This is a genomic window from Bradyrhizobium sp. USDA 4449, assembly GCF_054056275.1.
Genome location: NZ_JBSRYD010000001.1, coordinates 5,992,314 through 6,008,846, shown reverse-complemented (window position 1 = coordinate 6,008,846; position 16,533 = coordinate 5,992,314). Strand labels below are relative to the sequence as shown.

Below are 16,533 nucleotides of genomic sequence, written 5' to 3'. Positions count from 1 at the left end.
GTTAATCGGCCCTATGAGCACGCGGGCCTTCATTACCGGCGTATCCGGAACGGAACTGACCGCCGCCGAGCGGGCGTTTGTCCGTGCCGAAAGTGCACCGGGTGCGATTCCCTTCAGGCTCAGCTTCGAGATTTCGCCCCAAGTTGCAGCTTCTCTTTGGGAATTGACCGCCCGAGGGCCGACTGATCCCGCTGGCCTCAGCATTCCCGTGGATGGCGCCGCCGAGCGGGTCCATCCGTCGACGACTTCTGCGACAATGATTGCTCAGGTGATTCGCAGCGCAATCGGGTTCCAGGGTTTGTTGACGAGTAATGACGGGCCGATGAAGGCGTTAGTGGGAAGCATTGGCGAGCGAAGTCGCGCCAAGTCCAGAGCCGGCACGCCGCTTCACAGCAACGACAATGCGGAACTGGACGCATTGACCGCAAACACGGCATCCGCATGACCGCAGAAATTCTATCGTTTGAGACCGGCCGGCCCGCAGAGCTCGCCGAGGGCGAGCCGGCGTTGGTCGTGGACGTCGAGGGCTATGAAGGCCCGCTCGACCTGCTGCTCGCGCTGGCCCGGCAGCAGAAGGTCGACCTCGCCAAGATCTCGATCCTGGCACTGGCCGATCAGTATCTCCATTTCATCGAAGCTGCGCGAAAGATCCGGCTCGAGCTTGCGGCCGATTATCTGGTGATGGCAGCCTGGCTCGCCTTTCTGAAGTCGCGCCTCTTGCTTCCTGAGCCGCCGAGCGCCGAGGGGCCGAGCGCCGAACAGATGGCGACGGCGCTCGCCAACCGTCTGCGCCGCCTGGAGGCGATTCGCGAAGCGGCCAACCGGCTGATGAACCGGCAGCAATTGCTGCGCGACATTTTTCCGCGCGGCGAGCCCGAGCAGATCGCCGAGATCCGGCATCCGAAATACACCGCGACGCTGTACGACCTGCTCACGGCCTATGCCTCGCAGCGCCAGTCCCGCGTGCTGGCGAGCGTGCATCTGGCCAAGCGCACGGTGTGGTCGCTGGCCGAGGCGCGCGCCACGCTGGAGCGGCTGGTCGGCAGCATCACCGAGCAGGACGACTGGAGCGTTCTCGATGATTTCCTGATCCGCCACGTCGCGGATCCGACGCAGCGCGCGACGGTGTTCGCCTCGAGCTTCGCCGCCGCGCTCGAGCTCGTGCGTGAAGGTCAGCTCGAGCTGAACCAGAAAGAGGCGTTTGCGCCCATCTATTTCCGGAAGGGGCGCCCGAAACCGGTCATGGACGCAGCTCCTGCGCCCGATGCGCCGGTCGGCTAAGTGCAAGAAGGAGAAGCTGCCATGGCAAGCCTGGCTGAAGTGCGGGTAGAAGAGGCCGAGCCGATGGAGAATGAATCCCAGGCGCGTCCCGAAGAATTGCGGCTGCTGGAAGCGTTGTTGTTCGCCTCGAGTGAACCGCTGGATACCGCGACGCTCGCCAAGCGCATGCCCGAGGGCGTCGACGTGAAGGCGGCGCTCGAGCAGCTCCAGGCCGACTATGCCTTGCGCGGCGTCAACCTGGTGCGGGTCGCCAACAAATGGACGTTCCGCACCGCCGGCGACCTCTCCTGGCTGATGACGCGCGAGAGCACCGAGACCCGGCGCCTGTCGCGCGCGGCGATCGAGGTGCTGGCGATCATCGCCTATCACCAGCCGGTGACGCGCGCCGAGATCGAAGAAATCCGCGGCGTGGTGACCTCGAAGGGCACGCTCGACGTGCTGCTGGAGACCGGCTGGATCAAGCCGCGTGGCCGTCGCAAGACGCCGGGCCGTCCGCTGACCTTCGGAACCACCGAGGATTTCCTGTCGCAGTTCACCCTGGAACAGCTCGGCGATCTGCCGGGGCTAGAGGAGCTGAAGGGCACTGGCCTCCTGGATTCGCGTCTGCCGACCGGATTCAGCGTGCCGACGCCGTCGGATGACCCGCAACTGCGCGAGGACGAGGATCCGCTGGAACCCGGCGAGGAGCTCGATCTGGCCTTGGCGCCTGCGGTCGAGCCCGAGACGCCGCCGGAAGGCGGCAATGAGGGCGGCGAGGGCGGGAGCGAGGAGTAATCCTCCGGCCTTCGACAGGTCCCCTGCGACCAGTTAACAACTAGCAAGATTACGTAGCGCCAACAGCGAATTGGCGGTGCCTTGGTCCTTGTTTTTGGCGCCTGCGAAGCCTACGTTCCGGTCAAGATCGGCCGGTCCCCGGCCATGCGCGTTTGGAGGGTTGCAGGATGGGTTCACTTAGCATTTGGCACTGGATCCTGGTGATCGCAGTGGTCCTGCTGCTGTTCGGCCGCGGCAAGATTTCGGATCTGATGGGCGACGTGGCTCAGGGCATCAAGGCCTTCAAGAAGGGCATGCAGGACGACGACAAGCCCGCCGAGAAGCAGGAGCCCTCGAAGTCCATCGAGCACAATGCCGCGCCGACCGCGGCACGGTCCGACGTGGGCAGCAAGGCCGTCTGAGCCAGGAGCACGCGAGACGCGGGAAAACGGCCCCGATCCTGCGCGTGAGGGATTGGGCCGATCGTGGCTTCGCGTGAACGGAAGACGTCATGTTCGACATCGGCTGGAGTGAGCTGGTTCTGATCGGGGTCGTGGCCCTGGTCGCCATTGGCCCGAAAGAGCTGCCGGGCGTGCTGCGCATGGTCGGTCAGTGGATGGGCAAGGCCCGCAAGATGGCCGCCGAATTCCAGGGCCAGTTCCAGGAAGCGATGCGCGAGGCCGAGATGGCCGACCTCAAGAAGAGCTTTGACGAGGTCAAGGAAGCCGCTGCCGGTTTCACGAGCGGTGGCCTGATGACCTCGCTCCAGAAGGACGTCAGCGACGCACTCCGCGTCGATGCGCTCGACAAGCCGGCCGAGACGTCGACGACGACTTCCGTCGAACCACCGGCGGCTTCAGGCGAAGCGCCGGCGACTTCCAGTGAAGCGCCGGCGACTTCAGCTGAAGCGCCGGCGACTTCAGGTGAAGCGCCGGCCACGCCCACGACGCCGGAAGCCCCGACGCCAGAGACTTTCGTGGAAGCCGAGGGACACGCGGCGGTGAATGAGCCGCTCGCCATTGTCACCGAGGTAGAGCAGACATCGGTTGCGCAGGACACTGCACCCGAACCGATCAAGGACGCCAAAGCGTCATGAGCGACGCCGATATCGAGGCCAGCAAAGCTCCGCTGATGGACCATCTGATCGAGCTGCGTTCGCGGCTGATCAAGGCGTTGCTCGGCTTCGGCGTGGCCTTCATCTTCTGCTTCTTCTTCGCCAAGCAGATCTACAACGTTCTGGTCTGGCCGTTCGTGTGGGTCGCAGGCGCGGAGAACTCGAAATTCATCTACACTGCGCTGCTGGAATATTTCATCACCCAGCTCAAGCTCGCGCTGTTCGGTGCAGGCTTCATCTCGTTCCCGATCGTCGCCACCCAGATCTACAAGTTCGTGGCGCCCGGCCTCTACAAGCACGAGAAGCAGGCCTTCCTGCCGTATCTGATCGCGACCCCGTTCTTCTTCGTGCTCGGCGCGGCGTTGGTGTATTTCGTCGTGCTGCCGATGCTGGTGCGCTTCTCGCTCGGCATGCAGCAGATGGGCGGTGACGAGACCGCGCAGATCCAGCTCCTGCCCAAGGTCGGCGAATATCTCTCGCTGATGATGTCGCTGATCTTCGCCTTCGGCATCGCCTTCCAGCTGCCGGTGATCCTGACGCTGCTCGGGAGGGTCGGCATCATCACGTCGAAGATGCTGCGCGACAAGCGCCGCTATTTCATCGTTCTGGCTTTCATCATCGCCGCAGTCCTGACGCCGCCTGATATCCTCAGCCAGTGCTCGCTCGCGATTCCCCTGCTGGCGCTCTATGAGGGCTCAATCATCGCGGTGTCGATGGTGGAGAAGAAGGCGGCCGCGTCGAAGGCGGCCACCGGCACCGATGTGTCGACGCCGGCCAATCCGGCGGAGTAGGGCGGCCAGTTCCGGTGTCATTCCCCGCGAAAGCTGGGAATCCAGTAGGCCGCAGCCCAGCGGGGAATTACTGCCGTCTCTGGAATACTGGATCGCCCGCTTTCGCGGGCGATGACAGCTGTGCTAGGGGGGGAGCGCGCCAACGCAAGCTGACAACGTTTTCCGTTGTATGTTTACGCGCTGACCCCAGGACCGCTGCCATGCACGACATCAAATCGATCCGCGACAATCCGCAAGCGTTCGACGCCGGTCTCGCCCGGCGCGGCCTCAAGCCGTTGTCGGCGTCGCTGCTCGCGATCGATGAGCGTCGGCGTGCGGCGATCCTGGCCGCGGAGCAGGCGCAGGCGCGCCGCAACGCGGCCTCGAAGGAAATCGGCGACGCCAAGAAGGCGAAGGACGAGGCGCGCGCGGCGAAGCTGATGACTGAGGTCGCCGAGCTCAAGATCACCATGCCGGAGCTCGAGGCTGCCGCGAAAGCGGCTGATGAGGAGCTGGCCAAAGAGCTGTCCGCGATCCCGAACATTCCATTCGATGAAGTGCCCGATGGTGTCGACGAGCATGACAACGTCCAGCATCACGTGTTCGGCGCCAGGCGCAACTACGGTTTCGCTCCGAAGCTGCATGACGACCTCGGCATTGCGCTCGGCTGCATGGATTTCGAGGCTGCGGCAAAGCTCTCCGGCGCGCGCTTTGTTGTGCTCAAGAAGGGGCTGGCGCGCCTTGAGCGCGCGATCGGCCAGTTCATGCTCGACCTGCACACGACCGAGCACGGTTACACCGAGATCAACCCGCCGCTGCTGGTGCGCAATGAAGTCATGTTCGGCACCGGGCAGTTGCCGAAATTCGAGGACGACCAATTCTGGGCGATCAAGGGCGACTTGCTGGATTCGCCCGATCATGAGCGGCTGAAGACCGAGCGCCTCGGCCTGATCCCGACTGCCGAAGTCCCGCTCACCAACCTCGCGCGTGAGTCCATCCTCGACGAGAAGCAGCTGCCGATGCGGCTCACTGCGCTGACGCCGTGCTTCCGCGCCGAAGCAGGCGCTGCCGGGCGCGATACCCGTGGCATGATCCGCCAGCATCAGTTCACCAAGGTCGAGCTGGTCTCGATCACGACGCCCGAGACCAGCAAGGACGAGCTGGAGCGGATGCTGTCCTGTGCCGAGCAGGTGTTGCAGAAGCTCGACCTGCATTATCGCGTGATGACGCTCTGTGCAGGAGATATGGGATTTTCGTCGCAAAAAACCTACGACATCGAGGTGTGGATGCCCGGGCAGGGCGAGGGCGGCATGTTCCGGGAGATCTCGAGCTGCTCGGTGTGCGGCGACTTCCAGGCGCGGCGCATGGATGCGCGCTCGCGCGGGCCGGACGGCAAGCCGCGCTTCGTGCACACGCTGAACGGCTCGGGCACGGCGGTCGGCCGCGCGCTGATCGCTGTGATGGAGACCTATCAGCAGGAGGACGGCTCGATCGCGGTCCCCAGCGTGCTCCAGCCCTATATGGGCGGCGTGAAGGCGGTCGCGCGCGAGTAAAAATTCGTGTTGCCCATCTGAAACGCAGAAACGTTTGGTTGCGAAGATCGGGCAGCCGGCTATCCTGACGGCTGCCCGCGAACGCGACACCAACCGTCCATGGCCTTGCACCACGATATCTTCTGGATCGGCCGACAATGGGCGGTAACAGGTGCCGGCGTCCAGGCCGTCGACCAGCGTTTGCGTGGCGTGCTTGATATCGACATTGCGCGTCTTTGGGACGAGGGCCTGGTGCAGAGCCGGCGGGCGAAGCCCGGGGTCAATGCCGAGGACTTCGACAAGGCGCTGACGATGGCGCGCCAGCGTTTCCCCGCAACGCCGGTATCTGCGCCGCTCCTTGCGCAGCTGAAGACGCCCGGCCTGATTGAGACCCCGGTCGTGCGCCCGGTCGCGCCTGCGATGCAGCTGCGCGTTGAGGGCAGGCTCGCTCGCTTCCTGCCGCAATGGCGAGTCCGCCGCTGAAGGGAATGGCTCGATTGCTGCGCTGCGGCAATGAACGTCGGCGCGGGTGAGGTCTGCGCCGAAGCCGGTTTGCCTGATCGGTCCCAGCCGGATAAGACGGCCTCACTCCAGATCAGGAATCGACCTCCGGCATGCGCATTCTCTGCACCAATGACGACGGTATCCACGCTCCCGGCCTCAAGGTCGTGGAGGAGATCGCACGCGCGCTGTCGGACGACGTTTGGGTGGTGGCGCCCGAGCTCGATCAGTCCGGGGTGTCGCATTCGCTGTCGCTGAACGACCCGTTGCGCCTGCGTGAAGTTGGGCCGCGGCACTTCGCGGTGCGCGGCACCCCGACCGACTGCGTCATCATGGGCGCGCGCCATATTCTCGGTGCGCAGCTCCCCGACGTCGTGCTGTCCGGGGTCAACAAGGGCCGCAACGTTGCCGAGGATGTGGTCTATTCGGGCACCATCGCCGGCGCGCTCGAAGGCACCATTCTGGGCATCCCGTCATTTGCGCTGTCGCAGGAATTCAGCGTCGAGACGCGCGATCGGCCGCAATGGGACACCGCGCGCAAATTCGGTCCCGATATCTTGCGCAAAGTGATCAAGGCCGGCATCCCGAAGGACACCGTCATTAACGTCAACTTCCCGTCCTGTGCGCCGGAGGATGTGCTCGGCATTCGTGTCACGCGACAGGGCAAGCGTAATCTCGGTTTCCTCAGGATCGACGAGCGCAGGGACGGCCGCAACAACCCCTATTTCTGGATCGGCTTTGAGCGCACGGTGATGATGGACACGGCGGCCGAAGGCACTGACCTGGCAGCGCTGCGCGAGCATTATGTCTCGGTCACGCCGCTCCGGCTCGATCGTACCAACGAAGCGTTTTCCGAAGAGCTGAGCGCGACACTGAAGTAAAGGCGCTTGCTACTAGCGGCTAGCCGCCGCGAAGCGCGGCTTCGATGGTCTTGCCGAGCGCGTCAAGCTGAAACGGTTTCTGAAGCGCCGGACGGTCCCGATATTGCTCGGGCAGGCCCGACGAGCCGTAGCCGGTCGCGAAGATGAAGGGGCAGCCCTTGGCCTGGATGACGTCGGCGACCGGCGAGATGACCTTGCCGTTGACGTTGACGTCGAGGATGGCGATGTCGAACTCGGTCGCCTGCGCCAGCCGCATTGCCTCCGTGATATCTCCGGCTTCGGCCGCGACCTTGTAGCCGAGCTCTTCGAGCATATCCGCCACCATCATTCGGATCATCACCTCGTCCTCGACGAGGAATACAGAGCGGCCGGAAAGCCCTGTCGCGGTCATTGTCGTTGCGTCCTTGCCCATTCCCGAAAACGTTCGCAGATAACGCTTATCGACGCAATGCGCGTTTCGGCCAAACCATACTTGAAAATGGCCGCGCGGCTTGTCCGCTGCAAGCCGATTTGTGGTCAAATGCCGGGATAGAACACTATATGGGTTCCTGAGCCGGAACAAGATTCCAGCCCGGATACTGGCGCCGAGCCGTCATCCGGGTCCCTGACGAAGATGGTACAGCCCGCGATGACCTCCAATCAGCGCCCGCCGGAAAAGATGATGTTTCAGCTCACGCTGAGGCGTCGCGGCATCAGCGATCAAACCGTGCTGCGGACGATGGAGGAGGTGCCGCGCGAGTTGTTCGTCGAGGCCTCTGATCGGGACGGCGCCTATCGCGATAGCGCGCTGCCGATCGCCTGCGGGCAAACCATCAGCCAGCCCTTCGTCGTCGCCTACATGACCGAGCAGCTTCAGCTCCAGAAGAGCCACCGCGTGCTCGAGATCGGCGCGGGCTCCGGCTATCAGGCTGCCGTGCTCTCGAAGCTTGCGCGCGAGGTGCTGACGGTCGAGCGCTACCGCAAGCTCGCGGATGCCGCGCGCGCCCGGCTTGAAAAGCTGGACTGTCACAATGTCGAGGTGATGCTCGGCGACGGCCTCAATCTGCCTGCAAATATCGGCCCCTTCGACCGCATCATCGTCACCGCCGCGGTGGAGCAAATTCCAGAGAACCTCATCGAGCGGCTCGAAGTCGGCGGCATCCTGATCGCACCGGTGGGGCCGCATCAGGGCGTGCAAACGCTGACACGTCTCAAGCGCAGCGAGGCCGGGATCGAGCGCAGGCAACTCGTCGAGGTCCGTTTCGTGCCGGCACTGCCTGGCGTGGCGCGGGAGCTGTAGAATTCCGGATCGGCAACGCATCCAACATCTTATTGGGAGGGTTAAGCCGTTATTTACTCGGCGCGTGTTTACTTAAAACACCAGTTCTGTTGCGTACGAGTGAGTAACCATGTCAGTTGTCGCCGAGTTGCTTTACTCGCGCCGCGTACCGCAGGTCGCGGTGCTGGCGCTGATCTCCTTTGGTTTCGCAGGGTGCAGCGCCGACATGTCGTCGCGCCTGTCCCAGTCGAACTTCTCCAACCCCTTTGAATCGACCGGTTCGGTGCAGCAGGCCGCGCCGCCGCAGCGCGAGCTGCCGCAATATGCCCGGCCGCAGACCCAGCAGGGCTACTATCAGTCACAGCCTTTGGCGCCGGCGGTTGCCGCACCGCAGTCCTATCCGGTTGCAGCGGGTGGCGGCGTCTCCGGAGGCGGCCGCGGGCTCGGCTCCTACACGCCGCCCGCGCAGCCGCGTCTCGAAGCCACCGGCACGGTGCCGCAGCGCTCGGTGGTGGCTGCGCAGCCACCCGGAGGGACGAGGATCATCGTCGGCACCAGCGACACGCTCGACGTGCTCGCCAAGCGCTATCACGTAACTCCGCAGGCGATCCTCGCCGCCAACGGCTACAAGGGTCCGCGCGCGCTCTCGCCTGGTCAGCAGCTCGTCATCCCGCATCCCGGTGCTGTTGCAGCCGCACCGGCGCCCGCGATGACCCCGGTTGCCGCGGCTCCCGCGATGGCGCCGAGGCCGGTCGCAGCCGTGGCCGCGCCGTCGAGCTTCCACTTCGTCAATCACGGCGACACGCTCGCGAGCATCGCACGCAAGAACCACATCTCCGCCGCCGAACTCGCTCGCGCCAACGGTCTCGATCCCTCGACCAAGCTCAAGCTCGGCACCAAGCTGACCGTGCCGGGCGCCAGGGCCGCGGCTGTTGCTGCGCCGCTGGCTCCCGCGCCGGTCGCCGCGGCACCGGTTGCGGCTGCGTTGCAGCCGGTCGCTGCCGCTCCCGTGCCTGCTACCAAGATCGCCGCTGTTGCCCAACCGGCGCAGAGCGCGCGCCTCGCCCAGGCCACCGCCAATATCGACGAGAAGCCCGCTGCCGAGGCGCCGGCGAAAGCGGCGGAGACCACGAGCTCCCTGCCGACCTTCCGCTGGCCGGTGCGTGGCAAGGTGATCACGAGTTACGGCGCCAAGACCAACGGCAAGTCCAATGACGGCATCAACGTTGCGGTGCCCGAGGGTACGCCGGTCAAGGCGGCTGAAGACGGCGTCGTTGCCTATTCCGGCAACGAGCTGAAAGGTTACGGCAATCTGGTCCTGGTTCGGCACGCCAACGGCTACGTCACCGCATATGCCCATGCGAGTGAGCTGTTGGTGAAGCGCGGCGATACCATCAAGCGCGGTCAGGTCATTGCCAAGTCGGGTCAATCCGGAGAGGTGGCATCACCGCAGCTCCACTTCGAGATCCGTAAGGGATCGAGCCCGGTCGACCCGCTTCAGTTCTTGAATGGGGCGTGAGGCTTACCTCACTCCGTCGCTCTCTCCGCAAGAACGCTGTTGTCGCCCGCCTTGTGCGGGCGATTTCATTTCTGGGAGCGCGAGGGCCGGCGTGGCCTACTTCGCCGTGAGCTTCACGCCGAGTCGTCCGGCCAGCTCCTGCACGAACTGCCAGGCGACCCGGCCCGAGCGCGAGCCGCGCGTCGTCGACCATTCCAGCGCTTCGCGCTCTAGCGCCTCGCCGTCGACCTTGATGCCGAAATGGCTGCAATAGCCCCCCACCATGGCGAGATATTCGTCCTGGCTGCAGCGGTGGAAGCCGAGCCAGAGACCGAACCGATCCGACAGCGAGACCTTTTCCTCGACCGCCTCGCCCGGATTGATCGCGGTCGAGCGCTCGTTCTCGATCATGTCGCGCGCCAGCAGATGGCGGCGGTTGGAGGTGGCGTAGAGGATGACGTTCTCGGGCCGCCCCTCGATGCCACCTTCGAGTACAGCCTTGAGCGATTTGTAGGAGGCGTCATTGCCATCGAAGGAGAGGTCGTCGATGAACACGATGAAGCGGAAGTCGGCGTCGCGGAGTTTCTCCATCAGCATCGGCAGCGTTTCGATGTCCTCGCGGTGGATCTCGATGAGCTTCAGCTTGTCGGCGGGCTTCCGGTCGGCGTTGATGCTGGCATGCGCCGCCTTCACCAGCGAGGACTTGCCCATGCCGCGCGCGCCCCAGAGCAGGGCGTTGTTGGCGGGCAGACCGCCTGCAAAGCGCTCGGTGTTCTCCATCAGGATATCGCGCATTCGGTCGACCCCCTTGAGCAGAAACAGCTCGACGCGGCTGACCCGGGGCACCGCCGCGAGGCGGCCGTCCGGATGCCAGACATAGGCGTCCGCCTGCTTGAACGACTCGCGTTCGGCGGCCGGCTTACCCTGGGCGGCGAGGTGGGTCGCAATCGTCTCCAGCGCGCGGACGATGCGCTCCTGGGTGAGGTCCGGGGTTGCCTGGAGGGAGGTTTTTTGGACCACCTTGGGGCGTTTTGCCGCGACCTGGGCGGCCTTCGTGGCAGGGGTACGGGGGCCTTTGCCGGCCGGGCTTTTGCTTGGTTTTTTGGGCATGTCCGAAGTTCCTGAGAATGCAGCCTTATCGAGCCTGGGGGCGCGCCGCAAGGTGGCGAAAAGGGCGGTCTGGCAGCGTTGCAATTGGGGCGGTGGTCGCTATAGTCCGCGCGAATTTGACCGAACCGGTCGCCGCAAGGCCTGACCGGCTTCCCCCGTTTCCACGAGGATCGTCCGAATGCTGATTTCCCCTGCGTATGCCCAGGCCGCGGGCGCCGGTGACACCAACAGCATGTTGATGTCGCTGCTGCCGTTCGCCCTGATCTTCGTGATCATGTACTTCCTGATTCTGCGTCCGCAGCAGAAGAAGGTGAAGGACCACGCCGAACTCGTGAAGAACATCCGCCGCGGCGACACCGTCGTGACGTCAGGCGGCCTGGTCGGCAAAGTCACCAAGGTGGTCGATGACGACCAGATCGAGTTCGAAATTTCCGACGGCGTCCGCGTGCGCCAGATGCGCTCGATGATCTCGGGCGTGCGCGCCAAGGGCGAGCCGGCCAAGGACAGCGCGAAGGAAAGCGCCAAGGACGACGCCGCGGCGAAGTGAGCGCTTTGCCGCGAGCACCTCAAATCTCCTGATCTGACAGGTCCAGTCGATGTTGTATTTCACGCGGTGGAAGGCGCTCGGGATTATCCTGACAGCGCTGATCGTGTGCCTCTGCGCGGTCCCGAACTTCTTCCCCGAGGCGCAGGTCAAGACCTGGCCCACCTGGGCGCAGCGGCGCCTGGTTTTGGGTCTCGACTTGCAGGGCGGCTCCTCTCTGCAGCTCGAGGTCGACTCCAACTATGTGAAAAAGGAAAAGCTCGACCAGATCCGCGACGACGTCCGTCGCGTGCTGCGCGAAGCCAAGATCGTCTACACCGGTCTCGTCACGAAGAGCGATGCCGTCGAGGTGCGCGTCAAGGACGCGGACACCCAGACGGTGCTCGCCAAGTTGCGTGAGCTTGCGCAGCCGATCGGTGGCCTTATGGGGTCCGGCGGCCAGCGCGACATCGACGTCTCAGATGCCGGTGGCGGATTGATCCGCCTCAGTATTCCGGAGTCGGCGATGATCGAGCGTTTGCGCAAGACCATCGAGCAGTCGATCCAGATCGTCGAGAAGCGTGTCAACGAGCTCGGCACCGTCGAGCCGATCATCCAGCGTCAGGGTAACGACCGCATCCTGGTGCAGGTGCCGGGATTGCAGGATCCCACCCATTTGAAGGAACTGCTGGGCAAGACCGCCAAGATGGAATTCCGCATGGTCGATCCCTCCGTGCCGCCGGACCAGGCGCAGCAGGGTGGGTTGCCGCCGGACACCGAGTTCCTGCCGGCAGCCACCCCGCCGCCGTCCGGCTACGTGGTCAAGAAGCAGGTGCTGGTTGCGGGCGGCGATCTGACCGACGCCCAGGCGACCTTCGACCAGCGGACCAATGAGCCGGTCGTCAGCTTCAAGTTCAATACCTCCGGCGCGCGCAAGTTCGCGCAGGCCACGCAGGAGAACGTCGGGGTGCCCTTCGCGATCATCCTCGACAACAAGGTGATCTCGGCGCCGGTCATCCGCGAGCCGATCACCGGCGGCCAGGGCCAGATCTCCGGCAATTTCACCGTGCAGTCGGCCAACGACCTCGCGATCCTGCTGCGCGCCGGCGCGCTGCCTGCGCCGCTTACGGTCGTGGAGGAACGCACGGTCGGTCCGGGCCTCGGCCAGGACTCGATCGACAAGGGTGAGCTCGCGGCCTATGTCGGCTCGATCATGGTCGTCGTCTTCATGCTGTTGACGTACCGGCTGTTCGGCGTGTTCGCCAACATCGCGGTGACGATCAACGTTGCCATGATCTTCGGCCTGCTGTCGCTGCTCAGCGCCACGCTGACGCTCCCCGGCATCGCCGGCATCGTGCTCACCGTCGGCATCGCAGTCGATTCCAACGTGCTCATCTACGAGCGCATCCGCGAGGAGCTGCGTGGCGGGCGAAGCCCGATCTCGGCAATCGACGCAGGCTTCAAGCGGGCGCTTGCCACCATTCTCGACTCCAACATTACCACCTTCATCGCCGCTGCAGTGCTGTTCATGATCGGCACCGGTCCGGTCCGCGGCTTCGCAGTGACGCTCGGCATCGGCATCATCACCACTGTGTTCACCGCATTCACCATGACCCGTCTGATCGTGGCCTGGTGGGTGCAGTGGAAGCGGCCGAAGACTGTGCCGATCTGATGATTCGAGGCCGACTGTGACCACTACTCAAATCGTTCTCATTTCTCTCGGCGTCCTGATTGCCGTGCTGACCGTGGTCAGCGTGCTCGGCCTCCTGCCGTCGCTGCGCATCGTCCCGGACAACACGCATTTCGACTTCACGCGCTTTCGCCGCATCAGCTTTCCGATCTCGGCCGCGCTGTCGATCGTTGCCATCACGCTGTTCTTCACGCATGGCCTGAACTTCGGCATCGACTTCAAGGGGGGCACCTTGATGGAGGTGAGGGCCAAGTCGGGGTCCGCCGATCTCGCGCAGATGCGCGCGACCCTTGGCAGCCTCGGCCTCGGCGAAGTTCAGCTGCAGCAATTCGGCAGCGCCGCCGACGTGCTGCTTCGCGTGGCCGAGCAGCCGGGCGGCGACAAGGCCCAGCAGGAAGCGGTGGACAAGGTTCGCGGCGCCCTCGGCGAGTCGGTCGAATATCGCCGCGTCGAGGTGGTGGGCCCGCGTGTCTCCGGCGAGCTGCTGGGGTGGGGCATGGCCGGCCTGATGCTCGCAATCGGCGCGATCCTGGTCTATCTCTGGTTCCGCTTCGAATGGCAGTTCGCGCTCGGCGCCATGATCGCCAACGTGCACGACATCGTGCTGACCATCGGCTTCATGTCGATCAGCCAGGTCGATTTCGACCTGACCAGCATCGCGGCGCTCCTGACCATTCTGGGCTATTCGCTCAACGACACCGTCGTCATCTATGACCGCATCCGTGAAATGCTGCGGCGTTACAAGAAGATGCCGATGCCGCAGCTGCTGAACGAATCCATCAACTCGACGCTGTCGCGCTCGATCATCACCCACTTCACGGTGACGCTGGCGCTGCTGGCGCTGCTGCTGTTCGGCGGCCATGCCATCCACAGCTTCACGGCCGTCATGATGTTCGGCGTGGTGCTGGTCGGTACCTACACCTCGATCTTCATCGCGGCGCCGATTCTGATCTATCTCGGCGTTGGCGAGCATCGCGAGGATGCGAAGGAAGCGGCTCCGCCGGCGAAGAAAATCAAGGCATGATCCGAACCGCTTGCCTTCGCATGAGTTTGCGAGGGTAGTCAGCTCATTCGGACGAGGCTCATGGCCGGCGATCCCAACGCTCCTCATTTCCCGCGCTCCGCGCCGATCGAGGCCTATGGCAAGGGCGGCTTTGCCTTCGCCGGCATGTCGCATCGCGGATCGCTGCTCTGCCTGCCCGACGCGATCTGGGCCTGGGACGTGACCGATCCCACCAAGATCGACCGCTATTCGCTGGATCGGGTTTTCGCCGCCGCCAACAGCATCGATACGCTGCTGGTCGGGACCGGAACCGGCGTCTGGCTGCCGCCACCGCAGCTGCGCCAGGCGCTGAAGGCGGTGAGGGTGGTGCTGGATACGATGCAGACCGGCCCCGCCGTTCGCACCTACAACATCATGATCGGCGAACGGCGCCGCGTCGCGGCTGCGCTGATTGCCGTGCCATGAGCAGCGCTGCGACGCCGGCCGACAGCGTGACCTTCTGCGCCGATCTCGTGCGCAGCCACGATTTTCCACGCTATGCGGCGACGCTGTTTGCACCCGCTGCCGAGCGTCGCGCGCTGCTGGCGCTCTACGCCTTCAATGTCGAGATCGTCCGCGTCCGAGACCAGGTGAGCCAACCCTTGCCAGGCGAGATCCGCTTTCAATGGTGGACCGATCTGCTCTCGGGCCTTGTCCATGGCAGCGCCGAGGGCAATCCGGTGGCAGCGGAGCTGTTGCGCGCGATCCGCGATTTTGACCTGCCGGTCGAGCCGTTGTCGCTGCTCGTCGACGAGCATCAGTTCGATCTCTACAACGACCCGATGCCGACCATGACGGCGCTCGAGGGCTATCTGGCCGCGACCTCTTCGGCGTTGTTTGTGCTGGCGGGCCCGGATCATGGGCGAGGTCTCGGAAGCGGCCGAGCACCTCGCGCGCCACGCGGGGCTGGCGCAGGGCATCGCGCAGGTGATCGCAAACCTGCCGCGGGACTCGTCCCATCGTCAATTGTTTCTGCCGCAGCAATTCCTGGCCAGCCATGGCTGCGCCATGGAAGACGTGTTCGCCGGCAAGCAGACGCCCAACCTCCATGCCGTGCTGGACCAGCTCATCGGCGAAGCCCGGCAGCATCTGGCGATGGCCTCGTCGCTGCTGGCGCAACTGCCGCCCTCGGTGCGGCCGGCGTTCCTCCCGTTGAGTCAGGCGCGGTCTGATCTCGATCGCCTGTCGCGGCCCGGGCGCAATCCTTTCGCGCCGCAGCCGGTATCGCGGCTACGCGCGCTATGGACGCTGTGGCGGGCGTCACGATCGCGGGAATTTACCAAATAGCATTTGGCGTATCGCCGGGACCGGCCAAATGCTCTATGCTGTCCCATGGCTGAGATGTCCCAAACCGCAATCCCCGATCTGGGCGGCTTTCCGGTTACACCGGCCGACGTTCACGCCGCCGCTGCGACCATTCACGGCGCCGTCGTCGATACGCCCTGTAGCTACAGCCGCACGTTGAGCAGCATCTGCGGCTGCGAGCTCTGGCTCAAATTCGAAAACCTTCAATTCACCTCCTCGTTCAAGGAGCGCGGCGCTCTCAATCGCCTCACTGCGCTGACCGCGGAAGAACGTGCGCACGGCGTCGTCGCAATGTCGGCAGGCAACCACGCGCAGGGCGTCGCCTATCACGCCAAGCGGCTCGGCATTCCCGCCACGATCGTGATGCCGGTGGGCACGCCGATGGTGAAGGTCGAGAACACCAGGCACCACGGCGCCGAAGTGGTCGTCACGGGGGCGACTCTGGAAGAGGCGGCTGCGTTCGCGCGGAGCCACGGCGAAGCACGCGGCATGATCTTCGTCCATCCTTACGACGATCCGCTTGTCATCGCGGGCCAGGGTACGGTCGGTCTGGAGATGCTCAAGGCCGTGCCGGAGCTCGATACGCTGGTCGTTCCGATTGGCGGAGGCGGCCTGATCAGCGGCATCGCCATCGCCGCCAAATCGATCAAGCCGTCGCTGCGCATTCTCGGCGTCGAGGCCTGGCTCTATCCTTCCATGTACAACGCCATCCATGGCGGCAATCTGCCGGCGCGCGGCGATACGCTTGCCGAAGGCATCGCTGTCAAATCGCCGGGCAAGATCACCAGTGAAATCGTCCGCAGTCTCGTCGACGACATCGCGCTGGTGAACGAAGCCGAGCTCGAGCGCGCGGTTGCGACCCTGATCTCGATCGAGAAGACGGTCGTCGAGGGCGCCGGTGCTGCGGGCCTTGCGGCGATCATGTCCGATCCCTTGCGCTTTGCCGGCGAGAAGGTCGGTCTTGTGCTGAGCGGCGGCAATATCGACACCCGGCTGATCGCCTCGGTGCTGACGCGAGAACTCGCGCGCGAGGGACGGCTGACGCAGCTCTCGCTCGATATTCCCGACAGGCCCGGCCAGCTCGCGGCAGTGGCTTCGCTGCTGGCCGAGGCTGGCGCCAACATCATCGAGGTCTCGCACCAGCGGACCTTCTCCGACCTGCCGGCCAAGGCGACGCTGTTGCAGCTCGTCATCGAGACGCGCGACAGTGCCCATCTCGATGACGTCATGGCCAAGCTGAGTGCCTCTGGACTGAGCGCGCGGTGCACCTGAACA

Annotated in this window: 18 protein-coding genes and 1 pseudogene; 17 read left to right on the top strand and 2 right to left on the bottom strand. The window is 64.6% G+C overall.

Annotated features, from left to right (window positions below):
* Positions 1–13 precede the first annotated feature (13 nt).
* The 9 genes from ACVIIW_RS28075 (at position 14) to surE (ending at position 6,832) form a co-directional block, all read left to right on the top strand.
* Complete coding sequence (locus tag ACVIIW_RS28075) at positions 14–445, top strand: hypothetical protein (protein WP_456703696.1); 432 nt, start codon at positions 14–16, stop codon at positions 443–445.
* Entirely contained in the window at positions 442–1,281 is an 840-nt protein-coding gene (locus tag ACVIIW_RS28070; RefSeq protein WP_456703695.1) for a segregation and condensation protein A, read from the top strand. The genes ACVIIW_RS28075 and ACVIIW_RS28070 overlap by 4 nt, the downstream gene beginning before the upstream one ends.
* Before the next feature lie 21 nt (positions 1,282–1,302).
* Positions 1,303–2,055, top strand: coding sequence for an SMC-Scp complex subunit ScpB (gene scpB, locus ACVIIW_RS28065; protein WP_456703694.1), 753 nt, complete (start codon positions 1,303–1,305; stop codon positions 2,053–2,055).
* Between the two features lie 167 nt (positions 2,056–2,222).
* A complete protein-coding gene (locus ACVIIW_RS28060; RefSeq protein WP_027529733.1) occupies positions 2,223–2,456 on the top strand; it encodes a twin-arginine translocase TatA/TatE family subunit in 234 nt (77 codons plus the stop codon).
* An 89-nt stretch (positions 2,457–2,545) separates the two neighbouring features.
* On the top strand, positions 2,546–3,130 hold the full coding sequence (gene tatB, locus ACVIIW_RS28055; RefSeq protein WP_456703693.1) for a Sec-independent protein translocase protein TatB: 585 nt from the start codon (positions 2,546–2,548) through the stop codon (positions 3,128–3,130).
* A complete protein-coding gene (gene tatC / locus ACVIIW_RS28050) occupies positions 3,127–3,939 on the top strand; it encodes a twin-arginine translocase subunit TatC (protein ID WP_092229352.1) in 813 nt (270 codons plus the stop codon). Before tatB ends, tatC begins: the two co-directional genes overlap by 4 nt.
* A 200-nt stretch (positions 3,940–4,139) precedes the next feature.
* Positions 4,140–5,471, top strand: a complete 1,332-nt coding sequence (gene serS, locus ACVIIW_RS28045; protein WP_456703692.1) for a serine--tRNA ligase — start codon at positions 4,140–4,142, stop codon at positions 5,469–5,471.
* Between the two features lie 99 nt (positions 5,472–5,570).
* Positions 5,571–5,933 (top strand): hypothetical protein, encoded by a 363-nt coding sequence (locus tag ACVIIW_RS28040; protein ID WP_456703691.1) that lies wholly within the window; start codon positions 5,571–5,573, stop codon positions 5,931–5,933.
* Between the two features lie 131 nt (positions 5,934–6,064).
* On the top strand, positions 6,065–6,832 hold the full coding sequence (gene surE, locus ACVIIW_RS28035) for a 5'/3'-nucleotidase SurE (protein ID WP_456703690.1): 768 nt from the start codon (positions 6,065–6,067) through the stop codon (positions 6,830–6,832).
* Between the two features lie 19 nt (positions 6,833–6,851).
* On the opposite strand, the gene ACVIIW_RS28030 is transcribed toward surE, so the two are convergent.
* Positions 6,852–7,223, bottom strand: coding sequence for a response regulator (locus ACVIIW_RS28030; RefSeq protein ID WP_456703689.1), 372 nt, complete (start codon positions 7,221–7,223; stop codon positions 6,852–6,854).
* Positions 7,224–7,460: 237 nt separating this feature from the next.
* Here ACVIIW_RS28030 and ACVIIW_RS28025 point away from each other — a divergent pair, with 237 nt between their 5' ends.
* Positions 7,461–8,111, top strand: a complete 651-nt coding sequence (locus ACVIIW_RS28025; RefSeq protein WP_456703688.1) for a protein-L-isoaspartate(D-aspartate) O-methyltransferase — start codon at positions 7,461–7,463, stop codon at positions 8,109–8,111.
* Positions 8,112–8,220: 109 nt separating this feature from the next.
* On the top strand, positions 8,221–9,609 hold the full coding sequence (locus ACVIIW_RS28020) for a peptidoglycan DD-metalloendopeptidase family protein (protein ID WP_456703687.1): 1,389 nt from the start codon (positions 8,221–8,223) through the stop codon (positions 9,607–9,609).
* Positions 9,610–9,705: 96 nt separating this feature from the next.
* On the opposite strand, the gene ACVIIW_RS28015 is transcribed toward ACVIIW_RS28020, so the two are convergent.
* Positions 9,706–10,698 (bottom strand): ATP-binding protein, encoded by a 993-nt coding sequence (locus ACVIIW_RS28015; protein WP_456703686.1) that lies wholly within the window; start codon positions 10,696–10,698, stop codon positions 9,706–9,708.
* Between the two features lie 178 nt (positions 10,699–10,876).
* Here ACVIIW_RS28015 and yajC point away from each other — a divergent pair, with 178 nt between their 5' ends.
* From yajC to ACVIIW_RS27985, 6 genes and pseudogenes are all read left to right on the top strand, one after another.
* Entirely contained in the window at positions 10,877–11,245 is a 369-nt protein-coding gene (yajC, locus tag ACVIIW_RS28010; RefSeq protein ID WP_456703685.1) for a preprotein translocase subunit YajC, read from the top strand.
* A gap of 49 nt (positions 11,246–11,294) precedes the next feature.
* Positions 11,295–12,893: a protein translocase subunit SecD gene (gene secD, locus ACVIIW_RS28005; RefSeq protein ID WP_456703684.1), complete on the top strand. Its 1,599-nt coding sequence runs from the start codon at positions 11,295–11,297 to the stop codon at positions 12,891–12,893.
* 16 nt (positions 12,894–12,909) lie between these two features.
* Entirely contained in the window at positions 12,910–13,935 is a 1,026-nt protein-coding gene (secF, locus tag ACVIIW_RS28000) for a protein translocase subunit SecF (RefSeq protein WP_456703683.1), read from the top strand.
* Between the two features lie 60 nt (positions 13,936–13,995).
* Entirely contained in the window at positions 13,996–14,379 is a 384-nt protein-coding gene (locus ACVIIW_RS27995) for an Mth938-like domain-containing protein (RefSeq protein ID WP_092229326.1), read from the top strand.
* Positions 14,376–15,240 (top strand): annotated as a pseudogene (locus tag ACVIIW_RS27990) (phytoene/squalene synthase family protein). Before ACVIIW_RS27995 ends, ACVIIW_RS27990 begins: the two are co-directional and overlap by 4 nt.
* A 45-nt stretch (positions 15,241–15,285) precedes the next feature.
* Positions 15,286–16,530 (top strand): threonine ammonia-lyase, encoded by a 1,245-nt coding sequence (locus ACVIIW_RS27985; RefSeq protein WP_456703682.1) that lies wholly within the window; start codon positions 15,286–15,288, stop codon positions 16,528–16,530.
* Positions 16,531–16,533: the final 3 nt, after the last annotated feature.

Coding starts and splice junctions, on each gene's coding strand:
- secD (WP_456703684.1), top strand. CDS start 11,295: ATGTTGTATTTCACGCGGTGGAAGGCGCTCGGGATTATCCTGACAGCG.
- ACVIIW_RS28070 (WP_456703695.1), top strand. CDS start 442: ATGACCGCAGAAATTCTATCGTTTGAGACCGGCCGGCCCGCAGAGCTC.
- ACVIIW_RS28060 (WP_027529733.1), top strand. CDS start 2,223: ATGGGTTCACTTAGCATTTGGCACTGGATCCTGGTGATCGCAGTGGTC.
- yajC (WP_456703685.1), top strand. CDS start 10,877: ATGCTGATTTCCCCTGCGTATGCCCAGGCCGCGGGCGCCGGTGACACC.
- ACVIIW_RS28025 (WP_456703688.1), top strand. CDS start 7,461: ATGACCTCCAATCAGCGCCCGCCGGAAAAGATGATGTTTCAGCTCACG.
- tatB (WP_456703693.1), top strand. CDS start 2,546: ATGTTCGACATCGGCTGGAGTGAGCTGGTTCTGATCGGGGTCGTGGCC.
- scpB (WP_456703694.1), top strand. CDS start 1,303: ATGGCAAGCCTGGCTGAAGTGCGGGTAGAAGAGGCCGAGCCGATGGAG.
- ACVIIW_RS27995 (WP_092229326.1), top strand. CDS start 13,996: ATGGCCGGCGATCCCAACGCTCCTCATTTCCCGCGCTCCGCGCCGATC.
- ACVIIW_RS28030 (WP_456703689.1), bottom strand. CDS start 7,223: ATGACCGCGACAGGGCTTTCCGGCCGCTCTGTATTCCTCGTCGAGGAC.
- ACVIIW_RS28015 (WP_456703686.1), bottom strand. CDS start 10,698: ATGCCCAAAAAACCAAGCAAAAGCCCGGCCGGCAAAGGCCCCCGTACC.
- ACVIIW_RS28020 (WP_456703687.1), top strand. CDS start 8,221: ATGTCAGTTGTCGCCGAGTTGCTTTACTCGCGCCGCGTACCGCAGGTC.
- ACVIIW_RS27985 (WP_456703682.1), top strand. CDS start 15,286: ATGGCTGAGATGTCCCAAACCGCAATCCCCGATCTGGGCGGCTTTCCG.
- ACVIIW_RS28040 (WP_456703691.1), top strand. CDS start 5,571: ATGGCCTTGCACCACGATATCTTCTGGATCGGCCGACAATGGGCGGTA.
- tatC (WP_092229352.1), top strand. CDS start 3,127: ATGAGCGACGCCGATATCGAGGCCAGCAAAGCTCCGCTGATGGACCAT.
- surE (WP_456703690.1), top strand. CDS start 6,065: ATGCGCATTCTCTGCACCAATGACGACGGTATCCACGCTCCCGGCCTC.
- serS (WP_456703692.1), top strand. CDS start 4,140: ATGCACGACATCAAATCGATCCGCGACAATCCGCAAGCGTTCGACGCC.
- ACVIIW_RS28075 (WP_456703696.1), top strand. CDS start 14: ATGAGCACGCGGGCCTTCATTACCGGCGTATCCGGAACGGAACTGACC.